The following is a 15040-nucleotide window of genomic DNA, read 5'->3' on the forward strand; positions in this document are numbered from 1 at the left end:
CGGGGCGTCGGCACCGGCGGCGAGGGCGCTCGGTAGATCGTGGAGAAGCACGGCATGAAGCATCGTCTCGGGATCGTCTTTGCCCTCGGCGTGGGGCTCTTCGGGCAGGCTTCGGCGCTGGCGCAGCCGGCACCGGCCGCAGGCGCGGATCAGGCCGACGCGCCCGCGCCGCCTCCCTCCCCGAACCCGGATGCGCCGCCGCCTCCGCCTCCTCCGGGGGACCCGGCCGGGACGCCCGAGCCGCCGCCGCCCGTCGCGCTCCCGCCTTATCTCACCGGCAACACCACGACGCCGCTCAACCCGCCGCCGCCTCCGCCGCCGGCCCCGGGTCAGGCGACCACGCTCACGCCCCCGGGGCCCGGCGCGGATGCGGGCGTAACGCCCAAGACGGCCCCGGCGCGCGTGCGGTGGCGCGGCACGAACTTCAACTTTGGTACGAACGCGACGACCACGGCGCTCGGGCTCGGTCGTGACAACATCGGCAGCGAGGGCGAGCAGGTCTCGATGGGCTTCGGCCTCGTGCTGAACTACTTCGTCCTCGAGCCGAAGCTGCCCGACGGCAAGCCGCGCGGGTATTCGTTCCGCGTGCAGACGGCGCCCGGCTTCGACGTCGAGCTGACGAACAGCGATTTCACCTCGACGAAGCGCGAGCCGCTCTTCCGCGATCTACCCATTCAGGGCATTTTTTCGAAGCCGCTCTGGAAGAGCGCGAACGAGGAATGGGGGCTCAGCATGGCGGCGAACGGCACCGTCCTTTTGCCGACGTCGAAGCTCTCGTACGATCGTGGGGTCTACGTGACGACCTCGCCGCGCGTGTCGCTCTTCGGGCAGATTCCGCTGCGGGGCAAGGACGCGGAGTTCTTGAAGAATTTCCTCGTCGGTGCGAGCGTGCGCTGGGACCACCAGTTCACGCGGGCGACGGTCCCGACGAACCCGGACATCCAGCGGCCGCGGCAGACGCTCCAGGGGACCGTGTCGATGTCGGACCAGCTCACGGGCGGCTCGATCGACACGAACAGCTTGCGCACCGGCGCGTTCCTCTTCTTCGACGAGAAGCTCTTCGACCACACGCTCTGGATTTTCGTGAGCGGCGGCCTCCAGTATTCGTTCCTCAACCAGCCCCAGGTGAGCGAGTGCGTGAGGATCTCGACGGGGTGCGCCGACCCGGCCCGCGTCGAGAACCCCACGACGACGCGGTACACGACGAGCTTTGGCGTTGGCGTGAGCTACTTCCCCGCCGCGGAGTGGGGTTTTTCGATCGATTACGGCAACGCCAGTACGCAGATTGGCCTCAACGGCAAGCGGCGCAATCCCTTGTATGGCCCCGACGCCACGCTCAGCGCGAGCCTCATTCTCTCGCTCGACGCCATTTACGAGCGCTTGACCGGTCCGGCGCGCGACGAGCCGTTCATCGTCTTCGGCAGCAACAAGAACACCCGCAGCGTGCCGCAGTCGGCCCGGCGCGAAGTCCTGTTTTAGTCCTGCGGTTTCTTGGCCCGTCCCCCGGCCCTCTGGCATGGGGGACGTGTCGTGACCGCCGCGCTCGCTGCCCAACCGACCCCCACGCCCCCGCCCTCCGCCGTTCCGTCCTCGCGCCGGAAGCAGCGCGCGAGCCGGCGGCTGCCCTGCAAGCTCGGCCCGTACACGCTCTTCGAGCGGATCGGCTACGGCGGCATGGCGAACGTGTATCTCGCCCGCCGCAAGACCGAGCTTGGTGGGCATCGCCTCTGCGTCATCAAGGAGGTCCTGCCCGAGCTCGCGCACGACGCGCGCATGGCGGAGATGCTCGCCGAGGAGGCCCGAATCACGAGCCTGCTCCGCCACAAAAACGTCGTCGAGGTTTACGATCTCGGGCGTGACGGCGAGAGCCTCTACCTCGCGATGGAGTACGTCGAGGGGTTCGATCTGCGCGAGCTTTTGCGCCGCGCTGCTGCGGCGAAGGTGCCCTTTCCGGTCGCGTATTCGCTCCTGCTCGTGGGCGACGTCCTGCGTGGCCTCGATTCCGCGCATCGATGGAAGGACGAGGCCGGCGCGCCGCTCGGAATCGTGCACCGCGACGTTTCGCCGGCGAACGTGCTCGTGAGCTTCGACGGGGAGGTCAAGCTCTGCGATTTCGGGATCGCGCAGGCAGGCACGGTGAGCGGCGTGGATACGGCGTTCCAGGGCAAAGCCGGCTACATGAGCCCGGAGCAGGCGCGGGGTGAGGAGCTCACCGCGACCTCGGACGTCTTCGCGGTCGGGATCATTCTGTGGGAGCTGCTCGCGGGGAAGCGTCTTTACAAGGCGCAGCCCGGGGAGACGCTGCTTCAAGCTTCGCGCAGGGCGGAGATCCCGGAGCTCCCGAGCCGAGGTTTGCCAGAGGAGGACGAACTCTTCGGCATCGTGCGGCGTGCGCTCGCCACGGAGACGGACGAGCGATATCCCACGGCCGCGGCGATGCTGTGCGACCTCGAAGCGTACGCCGCGAAGACGCGGATGCTGGCGAGCTCGAACCAGTTCGGGGCGTGGCTCACGCAGCATTTCGGCAAGGAAGTGATCTCCGAGCGGCGGGCGCGGCAGCGCGCGATCGAGGCGATCGAGCGCGGCCCGGTCGCGGTGATCACGCCGATTGGCAAGCGCGCGCGGCCCGCGAACGGCAATGCGGCCGAGAAAAACGCGAACCACACGCCGACGCCGCCCACGCAGCGCGTGGTGCCGCGAAAGGAATCGATCGTGGACGCCCCGCCGAGCGGCGTGCGGCAGACGAGGCCGCTCGATCCGGCGGAGCGGGAAAAGCGGCTCGCGAAGAAGCGGCGCAAGGCGTTGAAAGCGCAGGGGCAAAGCAACGGGCCGGTGAAGGTTGCGCCGCGCGAGGCGTCGGAGGGCGGTTATGCGGGCGCGATCTTGTTGCTCGCGGCGGCGATGGTGGCCGGGCTCGTGATGCTCCAGCTCACCTCGGGCGGCTGACGCGGATCACTCGTCGTCGGGGAACAGGTCGCGGGCCCAGTTGCCGAGGGGATCCGGCCTTCCGAGCACGCCGCGCTTGCTCAAGTGGAGGTCCGTGTCGCTGAGCTCGCGGGGGACGGCGATGCAATCGCCAGCCCGGGCGTGCACTGCCGCGACACGGCTGCTTTCGCAGAAATAGACGCGCTCCTGGCATTGGCCGCAAAAGCGCACCGATGGGTCCTCCGTCGGGGCGAGCGTCTCCCAGCGCGCGGGGCATACGAAGCTGAATCGGACGCGCGGCCGCTCGGCGCGGGCGTCGTTATCACGATCCGCGCGTGGACGGGCCCGCGCGCCCTCCTGGGTGCACGACCTCCGAAAACCTGATACCTCTCCGGCATCCATGCCCCTCCTCTGCGAGGTCGCCGTCCCCGTCCCGCTCGCTCGGGCCTTCTCCTACGAGGTCCCGCTCGCGCTCGCCGCCTCGGTTCGTCCGGGCGCGCGGGTGCTCGTCGAGTTTGGTCGAAAGAAGGTCCTCGGCGTGGTCCTCGCGACGTCCGAGGGCGCGGCGCCCGAGGGCGTGCGGCTCAAGCCCATCACGGCGGTCGTGGATCCCGAGCCGGTCCTGCCGCCGGAGCTGCTCTCGTTTTTGCGCGAGCTCTCGTCGTATTATTTCGCGCCGATCGGCGAGGTGCTCCGGCTCGCGCTCCCGGCCGTCGAGCGCGAGGACGTGCGCACGCTCGAAGCGCAGGGCGAGCTCCCGGGCACGCTCTCGCGCGTGAAGCAGGTGGGCGGGCGCAAGATTGCGTATGCGCGGCCGACGGATGCGGTGGAGGAGCCGGGGGTTCTTCGCGGGCAAGCCGCGTCGGTGCTGGCGCTTTTGCGGTCGAACGGGGAAATGCCGATCGCGCGGCTCGAAGAAAAATTCGGCAATGCGCGGGCCGCGGTGAAGAAGCTCGCCTCGCTCGGGCTCGTGGTGACCGAGGAGCGGGAGCCGCCGCGCGACGCGTTTTTCGCGAGTCCCGAGCCACGCGACGAGCCGCCGGAGTTGAACGAGGCGCAAAGCGCGGCCGAAGCGCGCATCGAGGCGGCCCTCGCGGAAGCGAAGTCGTCAGCGTTTTTGCTTTTCGGCGTCACGGGGTCCGGAAAAACCGAGGTCTATCTGCGGGCGATCGCGGGTTGCCTCGCGCGGGGGCGGGGCGCGATCGTGATGGTGCCCGAAATCGCGCTCACGCCGCAGCTCGTGGCGCGGTTCCGGGCGCGGTTCGGGGATGATCTCGCCGTCTTGCACAGCGGTTTGTCGGAGGCGGATCGGCACGCGATGTGGAAACGCGTGCGGACGGGGACGGTGCGCGTGGCGATCGGGGCGCGTTCGGCGATTTTCGCGCCCGTCGCGAACCTCGGGCTCATCCTCGTGGACGAGGAGCACGACGGCTCGTTCAAGCAGGAGGAGGGCGTGCGGTATCACGCCCGCGACATGGCTTTGCTGCGGGCGCACCGCGCCGCGGCTGTGGCCGTGCTCGGATCAGCGACGCCCTCGCTCGAATCGGTGCACCTCGTGCGGCAGGGCAAACTGACCGAGCTACGCCTGCCCGACCGCGCGCACCGGGAGGCGACGTTGCCCGAGGTGACGACCGTCGATCTGCGGCGGATCGGGCCGGGGGCGACGGGGAACAAGCTCATTTCGTTGCCGCTCCACCGAGCCATCGAAAAGACGCTCGCGGCGGGGGAGCAGGTGATCCTGTTCCTCAATCGACGCGGGTTCGCGCCGAGCGTCGTGTGCGAGTCGTGCGGGCACGTGGCGACGTGCCTCGCCTGCTCGGTGGCGCTCACGTTTCACCGGGCGCGGGGCGGGCGCATGCGGTGCCATTATTGCGACTGGGAAGGGCCGATGCCCGCGGCGTGCTCGGAATGCAGGGCGCCCTCGCTCGCGCTCGAAGGGCTCGGGACCGAGCGGCTGGAGGAGACGATCGCGGAGGCGTTTCCCACGGCGCGCGTGGCGCGGCTCGATCGGGACGTGGCCGACGGCGCGAAGGCGGAGGCGATCCTCGCGAAAATGCGGGCGGGCGAGATCGACGTGCTCGTGGGCACGCAAATGGTCACGAAGGGGCACGACCTCGGCAACGTGACGCTCGTCGGCGTGCTCAATGCGGACGCGGCGCTCTCCTTGCCGGATTTTCGCGCGTCGGAGCGTGGGTTTCAGCTCCTCGTGCAGGTCGCGGGGCGCGCGGGGAGGCGGGATCGTCCGGGCCGGGTGATCATCCAGACGCGCAATCCCGAGCAGCCTGCGGTGCAATTCGCGAAGCGGCACGACGTGAACGCGTTCCTGGAGCACGAGCTCGCCGATCGGGCGGAGGTCGGCTATCCGCCGTTCTCGCGTTTGTCGCTCTTCCGGGTCGACGCGCTCGACGAGGAGGCGGCGCGGCGCGCGGCGGGCGTGATCGCGGCGCACGCGAAGACCTCGCCGGAAGGACAATCGCGCGTGGTCGAGGTCCTCGGCCCCGCGGCGGCGCCGCTCGCGCGCCTGCGAGGCCGGTATCGATTCCGTGTTCTTTTGCGCTCCAAGGATCGCCGCGCGCTCCGGGCCGCGACCGCGGTGGCGGCGGCGGCGATCCCGGAGATCGATCGGCGCGTGCGAGTCGTCGTGGACGTCGATCCCGTGGCGATGCTCTGATCAGGGTTTTCCGCCGTCCGCCTTCGCGTCCTCCTCGATGACGAGGTCGCGCACGGCGTCGTCGAGCTCGGCGCGGGCGATGGCCGCGTCGTCGCTGCGCTGGGTGATTTTCACGGCGAGCTCGTCGCCGGCCTTCGTCACGCTTTCGAGCCGTTCGAGCAGCATCTTGCGGAGTTTGTCGGCCTGGGGCGTCTTTTCGATCGCCTTCACGTTCTCGCGGAGCTCCACGGCGCGATCGGTCGCCTCCTGCCGCTTTTCGCGCAATCGACCGAGCTCGTCGTTCGCGGCGCCGAGGGTGCGGCGGAGCTCGACGATGCGGGCCATTCGTTTCTGCGTGCCCTCCGGGAGCGCCGAGCCTTTCAGGTAGAGCGCGAGCCGCTCGCCGTCGGCCGTGAGGACGAGCCATTGCCGCTCGACGGGGCGCGCCTCCTCGATGGCGATTTTCGTAGGCTTGTGCGGCGTGAGCGCGACGCGGATGAGGTAAGCGTCGGGGGTCTTTTCGGTGCCCTCGGGCAGCACGACCGGCTCGTAACCGAACGTCCTCGGGTGCCGGAGCACGAGCGTATTCGGCACGTTGTGGCCGGGCTCCACGTCGTAGGTGGTCACGAGCCGCTGCCGGTCCGTGACGCGCAGGACGCCGCGCGCGAGGGCCACGATGCGCACGGGTTCGTCGAGCGAGATCCGGGCTTGCGAGACGCGCGTCGAATCGTCGATGGCGTAGGGAATGGTCGAGCGTTCGCCCGGGAGGAGGCGCGTGATCACGCCCTCGCCGACGAACGTGCCGCCCGAGAAGATCGAGACCGAGCCGGGTTGCAGGCCGATGTCGCTCTTGTTTTCGATCTCGGCCGCGCGGAAAGGATGCGTCGAGCTTTGCGGGGCTGCGGGGTCGGGGCGATAGAGGAGGACGTCGTCGCCGCTCATCGGTCGATTGATGAGCGTGATCAGCGCCGACGACTTTTTCGCGAGGGTGACGGGATTCGCGATCTCGTACCGATAACTCCCGCTCGAAGCGTCGATGCGGCCCGCGCCCTCGGGCACGCGCGCGAGCGCCTCCGTCGTGATCGGCGAGAACGTTCCCGTCGTGGTTTGCGTGGCCTCTCGCCGGACCTGCTCAGCGACGCGGAATGCGACGCGCCTGTTTTTCGCGCGTCCCTGCTCCGTCGCATTGCTGTCCACGGGCCGGTCCGCGCCATACGAGCGCATCGAGAGCCGGATGGGGGGCACGCCCCGCTTGACCAGCGCGGACCGGACGGCCGCGGCGCGTCGCGTCGCGAGATCGAGCGATTTCGTCTCGTCCGTCGAGGTGTGTCCTTCGATTTCGAGGAGCGCGATCACCGGGTTTTCCAGGAGCGCCTGCGCGACCTGGTCGAGGAGCACCTGGCTCGTCGGCTTCACGGTATCGGAGCCCTTGTCGAAGAGAACCTGCGTGAGGACGTGGATCTCGGTCGAGCTCACGCGCACGTGCGAGGGGCAGCCGGTGCGCGCGGGATCGGTATGCACGGTGCCGCGCTCGTTGGGACAGACGTCCTCGCGATCGGGGACGCCGTCCGCGTCCGTGTCGCGGGCGGCGACGTTCTCGGCGAGGACGGGGCCCACGGCGCCGCCCTGCGGGCCGTAAATGCCCTTGAGCTCGGGCCGCTCGATCATCGTGGGCGAGCGGAGATCGGAGCTGTACGAGAGCGGCGCGCCCGTGGCGAGCGTGACGCGTACGTCGTTCCAGTCTTCATCGCCGACGTTGTCGATGAGCGCCCAGGCTTGCAGGAGCGCGCGGCGGTCCTTTTGCTCCTTCGTCGGGAGGATGATGCGATACGTGGCTTTCCAGGCGGCCGTGGGGACGGCGTACGCAATGGAGACGGGGCGCGACGGGCGCGGGGAGAAGACGAGCTCGAGCTCGGTCGCCTCCTCGGGCGAGGCGCCGCGGCCCGAGCGCGGCAAATGCGCGCTGACGGTCGAGGGCGTCTCGTTCGGGCCGAGCCCCTCCTCGACGACGACCACGCTCTTCAGGACATCGTCGACCTCACGCTCGCGGAACCGAAGCGCGAGTTTGTCCGAGGACATCTCGCCGGTGCGCTCGAAGTAGCCGAGGCCATTCTGGTAGAGGACGACATGGCGTAGGCGCAGGCCCTTCGAAGGGCCGTGGGCGAGCGGCGTGGTGCAGGCCGAGAGAAGGAGAAGAGGGGCGAACAGGAGCGCCCGTAACGAGAGCGAGGGAGCGCGCATGGGTCGCCAGCCTACTACGAATTCGAAGTCTTTCGGGATCAAAAGACGGTTTTCAAACGGCCAAGCCCGCCCTATAACCGCCCGGCTCATGCTGTATCCGCTGCCTTCCGCCGTGCTCGTCGCCCTGCGTTCCCGGCGTGAAGCTCTGCTGGAAGAGGCGCGCCGGGACCTCGAAGACCCCGCCCAGCGGGGAGAGACGAACGCCCCCGTTTCGAGCCTCGTGCCGATCGTGGACGGAATGCTCCGGGGGTTCGAGGACGGCGATCCGGAGGCTCTCTCCGCGACGTTGCGTGAATCTCTGGAAAGCATGGGGACCACGCTCGATGGTGCGCTCTTCGCGCTCGGCGTGGTCCGACGCGCCTTCGTTCGTCACGTCGTCGCGTCGAGCGGGCCCGAGATCGCCGGCGCGGCGGCCGATTTTGTGGAGGAGGTCGCGGAGCGTGTCGCCGCGTCCCTCGCGAGGCAATCGGTCGAGGTCCTCGCGGAGACGCGCCGCACGCTCGCGCACGTGGAGTCGCATCACGAATGGCTGTTCAGCCATTTGCCGGCCATCATGCATTCGATCGACGCCCAAGGCCGGCTCAGCGCGGTCAATGATCGATGGATCGAGGCGCTCGGGTACACGCGCGACGAGGTGATCGGGAAGCGCTCGACGGAGTTCTTGACGCCGGAGTCGGCTCGGTATGCGCGCGAGGTCGTCCTGCCCGCGTTTTTCAAGGCAGGCCGATGTGACAACGTGCTGTATCAGTTCGTCCGCAAGGATGGGTCGCTGCTCGACGTGATGCTCTCGGCGATCGTCGACCGGGACGAGGCAGGCAATGTGGTCCGATCGCAGGCGGTGCTGACGGACGTGACGGAGCGGCTCGCGGCGGAGCGGGCGGCGCAGGCGGCGGCCGCGCAGGAGGAGACCATTCGCGCGCAGCGGGAGATGCTCCGGGAAATCTCCACGCCGCTCGTGCCGCTCGGCAACGGGGTCTTGCTGATGCCGCTCGTGGGGAACGTGGACCACGCGCGGGCCGAGCAAATGATGGCGGCGCTGCTCGACGGCGTGGTGACGCACGCGGCCGAGGTCGCCATTCTCGACGTGACGGGCGTGCCGTCGGTGGACGCGGCCGTCGCAGAGGCGCTCGTGGGCGTGACGAAGGCGGTGGGGTTGCTCGGTGCGCGCGTCGTGCTCACGGGCCTCGGGCCATCCGCGGCCCGCACGTTGGTGGAGCTCCATTGGGAGCTCGGCAGCATCACGACGAAAGCAACGTTGCGGGATGGACTCGCGGCGGCGCGGAGGTTCGCGCGGCACTGAGGGGGTTCGTCAGCTCTTCGGCGGCGTCATCTTCGCCGGGTCGACGGCGACGTCGCGCTTCAGCTTGCCGAATCGAATGACGCTCTGGTCGCCGGTCTGCTCCTCGATCGTGACCTCGCTGATCGTCCAGAGCTCGATGCCGAGGCGCATTTCGAGTCGCTTGACGTGTTTTTTCACGTCCTCGGCGCGCGGGACGGCGCGGAGGGTGATTCCGTCTTTTTTGCTGGGGATGCTGAGGTCGTAACGGGCGCGGAGTTTTTCCAGGTCGCCGCCCATGAAGATCAGGAGATCACCGAGCACCGCGCCGAACCGGCCCGCCGCGGCCTTGCCGACGCTCGCCGCGCCGCGCGGGGTCGCAAAGGAAAACCCTTCCGGGCCGACCCAGTACGTGACCGCGTCCGGGGGCAAGAGCTCCCAGCGCAATCGGTCGGGGCGAACCAAAGTCATCTCGCCGGCGCTCTTCACGGCCGTCGCGAGCAGGCCAATCGTGCGCTCTTGCTCGAAGGGGCCGACGAGCGTCTTGAGATCCGCGCGCGCCTTCGTGATCCGGCCGAGGGCCTCGGAGACCTCATCGGCATGGGCCTCGGCGGAATACGACGCGGGGACGAGGAGCGCGCCCGAGGCGGCGAAGGCATTTCGCAAGAAATCACGTCGGTCCATCAGAGCTCTCCATGATGCGGCTTGCCCGCCTTTTCCCAGGTTTCGTAGGCCGGGGACCGATACAGCGGGTCCTCGGGGGCGGTGACGAGCGGCTCGTCGTCCTTCGGTTCGTAGCTCGATTCGAGGAGCCGGGCGACGTCGAAGCGCACGAAACGGCCGAGCAGGTGCGGGCCTTCGCTGACCCAAAGGACACGCGCCGTCGTGTCCATGACGACGGCGTGCGTGGCGATGAGGGCGTCGAGGGAGCGGCGGTGGCCGATCGGGAGGTCCACCCCGCCGAGGCCTTTTTTGTCGCGCAGAACGCCCATCACGTGTTCGACGGACGCGGCCGGCGGGAGATTCGAGAGGAGCTCGTCGAGGCGCTCGCGGCGCGGGTGCGTGGACGTCGTGGTCTCGACGCGTTTGTTCGCGGGGTCGCCCGCGAGCGGGCCTTCGAGGTGGTTCGTGAGCGGGACTTTTCCGCGTCCACGACGGACGTGGATCGGCTCGCCCGGGGCGCGCTCGACGATCGCGACGTCGCCCTTGGCGTCGGTGAGCATGATCATGTGCGAGACCATGGGGGACCGATCGCGGAGCAGGTCGATGGCCTCGGCGGTGGTGCGGGCGCGGCCGAGGAGGTCGCGTGTGGTGTGGACGACGGGCTCGCCGACGTTGCGAGGCTCGCGGGCGCGGGCGCCGTGGACGACGAGCGCGAGGCCCTCGGCGTTCATGCCGCTGACGGCGCCGATGAGGCCGGGCCAGGCGACGGAGGCATACGGAATGCGGTCTTGCTCGCGGACGAGGAAGACGGCCTTGCCCGTGTCGAAGATGCTGCCGGCCTCGAAATCGAAATTGCGGGCGAGGACGGTGTGGCCGTCCTCGAAGGCGCCGTCGCCGAGGGCGAAGCTCGTGCAGCCGATGAGCGGCGAATGCTCGAACGAGAGGGCGATGTCGTAGAGGGAATGCAAAAAGACGAAGCGATGGTAGGTCGAGAGGAAGCCGTCGTACGGGTCGGGCGAGAAGCCGCGGGCCTGGGCGGCGATCTCGCGGCGGCGTTCGTCCTGCATTCCCTGGTCGACGTGGCGGAATTCGAGGCGGCTCAGGTCGACGAGCAGCCAGCGCAAGGGCGGGACAGGGACGTAATGGCTGAACTGGTCGTAGAGCGTGCCCTCGTTCTCGACCATTTCGCGGTAGAGGAGGCGCGAATGCTGGTGGCCGATCTCCTCGGGCGTGCCGGCGAGGCGGACTTCGAGGATCGCGCCGCGCTTTCGGGCATACGCAGGGCCGAGGACCCGCAGGCCGGGGCGCGCCTCCACGGCCTCGCCGGTCGCCTGGGCAATGGCGGGGGGCTCGATCCGCGTGCCGGCGAGGATGGAGACGTGGGCGAGGCTCGGAACGACGACGAGGAGGACGAACGCCACGAGGAGGCGCCGTTTCCAGCGCGCACGCGGCCTCGGGGCGGGGGTCTTCGGGCCTTCTTCGGTCACGGCGCCTCGAATCAGTGCTCCTGGGCGCTTTCGAGCGACGTGTCCCGCGAGGGCCGCGAGGGTTTGGCCGAGGGCGCAGGCGGGGTCGCCGGGGGAATCGTGGCGGGGGCGAGCCTCGATTCGGCGAGGGTGCTGACGACGCGGAAGACGATGCGCGCCGGGTCGCGCACGCTGTGGAAATGGGTGAGGCGCTCGTCCTCCGGCGGATACACGACGTCCATGGGGACCTCGACGATCCGGACGCCCGCGGCAATGGCGCGGAGGATGATCTCGGCCTCGAACGCATACCCCTCGTCCCGGGCGCCGAGCGAGAGCGTGGTCTGGAGGGGATACCGGCGCAGGCCACATTGCGTGTCGGCGAGCGGGCGGCCGCTGAAGAGCGAAAGGAAAAGGTTCGAGATGCGGTTCGACATCTGGTTCGCGCGCGGCGCGCCGGCGCGGACGAGGTCACGCACGCCGAGGACGAGGGCGCGCGGGTCGGGGTCGACGAAGGCGATGCGATGCGCCTCGGCCGGCGGATGCTGGGCGTCGGCGTCGAGCGTGACGGCGACGTCGAAGCCGCGCCGCAGGGCGTGCATCATGCCGGTGCGGAGGGCCGCGCCCTTGCCGCGATTGTTGGGGTGCGAGAGGACGGTGGCGCCGGCCGCGCGGGCGAGGTCGGCGGTGCCGTCTGTGGAGCCGTCATCGACGACGAAGACCGCGGAGGGCTCGGGCCAGAGGGCGCGCGTGGCGCGGACGACCTCGGCGACGGTGCGGGCGGCCTGATAAGCGGGGATGATCGCGCAAGGACGCATCGGTTCGAGAACCGTTACCACGCCAAGCGCGCCTCGGGGAGCGCTGCGCAGGACACCGGCGTGCGTGGGGGGGACGTTCGGGGTAGGGTGGCGGCGATGGAAGACTTCGATCCCGAGGCGATGCGGGTGCTGCGTTACCGCGCGAAGGGCGTGCTGCGGCAGCGGATGCGGGCGCTCCGGAACTCGATCCCGCGTGAGTCGCTCGCCGAGCGATCGGGCAAAATTCGGGCGGGGCTCCTCGGGAGGCCGGAGGTCGTCGGGGCGCGGACGGTCGCGCTTTTCTGGCCGATCGTGAAGCGCGGCGAGGTGGACCTCCGGCCGCTCGTCGCGGAGCTTCGGGGGCGGGGCGTGCGCGTGGCATTTCCCTCGATCCACCCGGAGACGCGCGTGATGACGTTCCGCATCCCGGCCGATCCCGCGGCCATGGAGGAGCACGGGCTCGGCTTTCAGGAGCCGCTGCTCACGGATCCGGAGGCCGGGGAGGTCGACGTGGTGGTGGTGCCGGCGCTCGGCGTGGACGGGGAGGGGAACCGGATCGGGTATGGGGCGGGGTATTACGATCGAACCATTCCGCGATTCTGCCCGCCGGGCGTGGCGATTGGCGTGGTGTACGATTTTCAGGTGTTATCGGAGGTGCCGGTGACGGAGGGGGACGTGCCGCTGCCGGTCGTGGTGACGGACGAGCGTGTGATCGAGGTCTGAGGCGCGGACGTCTTCGGCGGAATGGGGAGGGCGCGCGCCACGATCTTCGGTGAATCCGGCGAGTCGGGTGGTCCCGCGCGCTGCGTGGTGTAAACCTAGCGCGTTTTGATTTCCAGGAATCACGCGCGGAGCGCCCGCGCGCGATGCGGGGGGAACACATGCGCACCAATTCTTCCGTGCTGTGCTGCGGGCTCGTCCCGCTTTTGTGGCTCTGCGCCGGATGCGGGGCCGACGGGTTCGAGCGCACCGGAGTGGCGGTCGATTCGCTGGAATGGAAAGAGGGCGCCAAGCTCGTGGCGCCCGAGGGGACGAAAGAGGCGGAGTTTGGCGTGTCCGTCGCCATCGACGGAGATATCGCGATCGTCGGGGCGCACTCCGACGATGGGATCGCCGAGAACGCCGGCGCCGCGCAGGTCTTCGTGCGAAAAGACAACGTCTGGCTCCCGCAGCAGAAGATCGTGGCCTCCGATGCAGAGGCGACGGATGGATTCGGCTACGCCGTTGCGGTTTCGGGCGATATCGCGATCATCGGCGCGCCGAACGAGGACGACCCGGCCGAAAACGCGGGCGCGGCGTACATCTTCGTGCGCGAAGGCGACGCATGGAAGGAGCAGCAGAAGCTCGTCTCGCCGAATCCGGAGTTCATTGGTTCGTTCGGCACGTCGGTGGCGATTTCAGGCAACCTCGTGCTTGTCGGGGCCAGCCGCGAGGACGGGCTCGGCTTCGATTCCGGCGCGGCGTACGTCTTCGTTCGCGACGGGTCCGGAACCATGTGGGGCCTGCAAAAGAAGCTCTTGCCGGCGGACGGGGCGCCGAGCCATTTCGGCTCCGCGGTCGCGCTCTCGGCGAACGCCGCCGTCGTCGGGGCGCCGCGGGACAACGCCGGTATGCCGGTCTCGGTCGGCGCGGCGTACGTCTTCGACCGCGCAGAGGGCGCCTGGCCGCTCGAACAGATTCTCGTGGCGGACGACGCGGGCGAGCAAGATTATTTCGGAGCTTCCGTGGCGATCTCGGGAGACACGACGCTCGTGGGCGCGACGGGAGACGACGACGTCGCCGAGGACGGCGGCGCGGCCTATGTCTTTTCGCGGGTGGACAACGTGTGGAGCGCGCAGCAGAAGCTCGTCCCCTCCGCGCCGGAGAAGTTCGGCAGGTTCGGAATGGCGACGTCGGTCGCGGGCGACGTGGCGCTCGTGGGGACCTATCTCAGCGGGCCCAACGTCACGGGCGCAGGGTCGGCCTACGTATTCGTGCGCGAGAGTGACGTGTGGGTCCCGGATCACCGGCTCCTCGCGTCGGACGGGGCCGACGGCGATTTCTTCGGCATCGCGGTCGCGCTCTCCGAAGGCACGGCGATCGTCGGCGCGCCGGGCGACGATAACGACAAGGGCGAGAATGCCGGCTCGGTGTATACGTTCGGGGCGCTGATCGCCTCGGGGGCGAACGGCGCCGGTGGAATGGGCGGCGCCGGCGGATTCGACGGCGTCGGCGGCGCGGGCGGCGCGGGCGCACGTCCGAACCAGGCGACCATCGGCGACGACAGCGCGATGATGACGGGCGGATGCGGCGCGTGCACCGCCGCGGGCGGGAGCGAGGAGACGCGGGGGCTGATGGCGGCGATGATGGCGCTCGGGATGGCGTTCGTCGGCGGGCGCCGGCGCTCGCGCCTCAATGCAAGGGGTCGCCGAGGATCTTCTTCCGATCGAGCTGCTCGGCGAGGGTGAGCCGGTCGGCGTCATTCATGGAGACGAACCGAATCGCCTGCAGCCGGTCTTTCATCCAGATCGGGCGGCCGCGCAGGCGAATCGGTCGGCCCGCGCCGACGTCCAGCTCGAACGCGGTGATCATGCTGAGCTCCCGATCCACGAGGGTCCGCGGTGTTTCGAAGACGAGCCCGCTCACCGAGAGGTCGACGGCGCGGCACGCGTGGCGATGACCATCCACGATGGCAACCAGGGGATAGTCGCAGAGCGCGCGAGGGCCGATCCGTCGTTCCATGAAGGTCCGTCTGCCGCGATACGGGAAGAAGATCGACCGGGCCAACTTTTTGCCGTCGCCCGAGCGCGGGCTAGGATCGGCGTCGAGGAGGATCCGGAATGCCCACGTGCCGCGAGTGCGAGAACGAGGTCGACGAGCTGAAGACCGTGAAGGTCGGGACCAAGAAGAAGAAGATGTGCGAGGACTGCGCCGACCGCGTCGCCCAGGAAGGCGCGATCGCCGAGGAGAGCGAGGCCGTCGTGCAAGGGATGATGGGCTTCAAGGGGCGACGCTAGCAGCCTGTGGACTTATCTGCTGCGCGCCC

13 protein-coding genes are annotated in these 15040 nt (G+C 69.3%); 7 read left to right on the forward strand and 6 right to left on the reverse strand.

Annotated features, from left to right (window positions below):
• Positions 1-54: 54 nt before the first annotated feature.
• Entirely contained in the window at positions 55-1479 is a 1425-nt protein-coding gene (locus POL67_RS00795; RefSeq protein ID WP_271914422.1) for a hypothetical protein, read from the forward strand.
• A 51-nt stretch (positions 1480-1530) separates the two neighbouring features.
• Positions 1531-2946, forward strand: a complete 1416-nt coding sequence (locus POL67_RS00800) for a serine/threonine-protein kinase (protein WP_271914425.1) — start codon at positions 1531-1533, stop codon at positions 2944-2946.
• A gap of 6 nt (positions 2947-2952) precedes the next feature.
• Here the strand turns inward: POL67_RS00800 and POL67_RS00805 are convergent, their stop codons facing one another.
• The gene (locus POL67_RS00805) at positions 2953-3327 is read right to left on the reverse strand and encodes a hypothetical protein (protein WP_271914426.1); all 375 of its coding nucleotides are present in this window, start codon (positions 3325-3327) and stop codon (positions 2953-2955) included.
• Between POL67_RS00805 and priA the strand changes: the two genes are divergently transcribed.
• Entirely contained in the window at positions 3326-5596 is a 2271-nt protein-coding gene (priA, locus tag POL67_RS00810; RefSeq protein WP_271914430.1) for a replication restart helicase PriA, read from the forward strand. The genes POL67_RS00805 and priA overlap by 2 nt on opposite strands.
• Here priA and POL67_RS00815 read toward each other — a convergent pair whose 3' ends face one another.
• Positions 5597-7816, reverse strand: coding sequence for an OmpA family protein (locus tag POL67_RS00815; RefSeq protein WP_271914434.1), 2220 nt, complete (start codon positions 7814-7816; stop codon positions 5597-5599). It lies immediately after the preceding gene.
• Between the two features lie 88 nt (positions 7817-7904).
• On the opposite strand from POL67_RS00815, the gene POL67_RS00820 reads away from it, so the two are divergent.
• Positions 7905-9116 (forward strand): PAS domain S-box protein, encoded by a 1212-nt coding sequence (locus tag POL67_RS00820; RefSeq protein ID WP_271914437.1) that lies wholly within the window; start codon positions 7905-7907, stop codon positions 9114-9116.
• 9 nt (positions 9117-9125) lie between these two features.
• On the opposite strand, the gene POL67_RS00825 is transcribed toward POL67_RS00820, so the two are convergent.
• Genes POL67_RS00825 through POL67_RS00835 form a run of 3 tightly spaced genes read right to left on the reverse strand, consistent with a single transcriptional unit; the run spans position 9126 to position 12036 of the window.
• Positions 9126-9776 (reverse strand): LolA family protein, encoded by a 651-nt coding sequence (locus POL67_RS00825; protein ID WP_271914440.1) that lies wholly within the window; start codon positions 9774-9776, stop codon positions 9126-9128.
• Complete coding sequence (locus POL67_RS00830) at positions 9776-11242, reverse strand: C45 family autoproteolytic acyltransferase/hydrolase (protein WP_271914443.1); 1467 nt, start codon at positions 11240-11242, stop codon at positions 9776-9778. Before POL67_RS00830 ends, POL67_RS00825 begins: the two co-directional genes overlap by 1 nt.
• An 11-nt stretch (positions 11243-11253) precedes the next feature.
• The gene (locus POL67_RS00835) at positions 11254-12036 is read right to left on the reverse strand and encodes a glycosyltransferase family 2 protein (protein WP_271914445.1); all 783 of its coding nucleotides are present in this window, start codon (positions 12034-12036) and stop codon (positions 11254-11256) included.
• Between the two features lie 96 nt (positions 12037-12132).
• Here POL67_RS00835 and POL67_RS00840 point away from each other — a divergent pair, with 96 nt between their 5' ends.
• Together POL67_RS00840 and POL67_RS00845 are read left to right on the forward strand one after the other, a co-directional pair.
• On the forward strand, positions 12133-12738 hold the full coding sequence (locus POL67_RS00840) for a 5-formyltetrahydrofolate cyclo-ligase (protein ID WP_271914447.1): 606 nt from the start codon (positions 12133-12135) through the stop codon (positions 12736-12738).
• A 158-nt stretch (positions 12739-12896) separates the two neighbouring features.
• The gene (locus POL67_RS00845; RefSeq protein WP_271914449.1) at positions 12897-14462 is read left to right on the forward strand and encodes an FG-GAP repeat protein; all 1566 of its coding nucleotides are present in this window, start codon (positions 12897-12899) and stop codon (positions 14460-14462) included.
• On the opposite strand, the gene POL67_RS00850 is transcribed toward POL67_RS00845, so the two are convergent.
• Entirely contained in the window at positions 14407-14736 is a 330-nt protein-coding gene (locus tag POL67_RS00850; RefSeq protein WP_271914451.1) for a PilZ domain-containing protein, read from the reverse strand. The two genes, POL67_RS00845 and POL67_RS00850, sit on opposite strands and share 56 nt — an antisense overlap.
• A gap of 98 nt (positions 14737-14834) precedes the next feature.
• Between POL67_RS00850 and POL67_RS00855 the strand changes: the two genes are divergently transcribed.
• Positions 14835-15011 (forward strand): hypothetical protein, encoded by a 177-nt coding sequence (locus POL67_RS00855; RefSeq protein WP_170228834.1) that lies wholly within the window; start codon positions 14835-14837, stop codon positions 15009-15011.
• Positions 15012-15040: the final 29 nt, after the last annotated feature.

The sequence above is a fragment of the Polyangium mundeleinium genome (genome assembly GCF_028369105.1).
Classification (GTDB): Bacteria; Myxococcota_A; Polyangia; order Polyangiales; family Polyangiaceae; genus Polyangium; species Polyangium mundeleinium.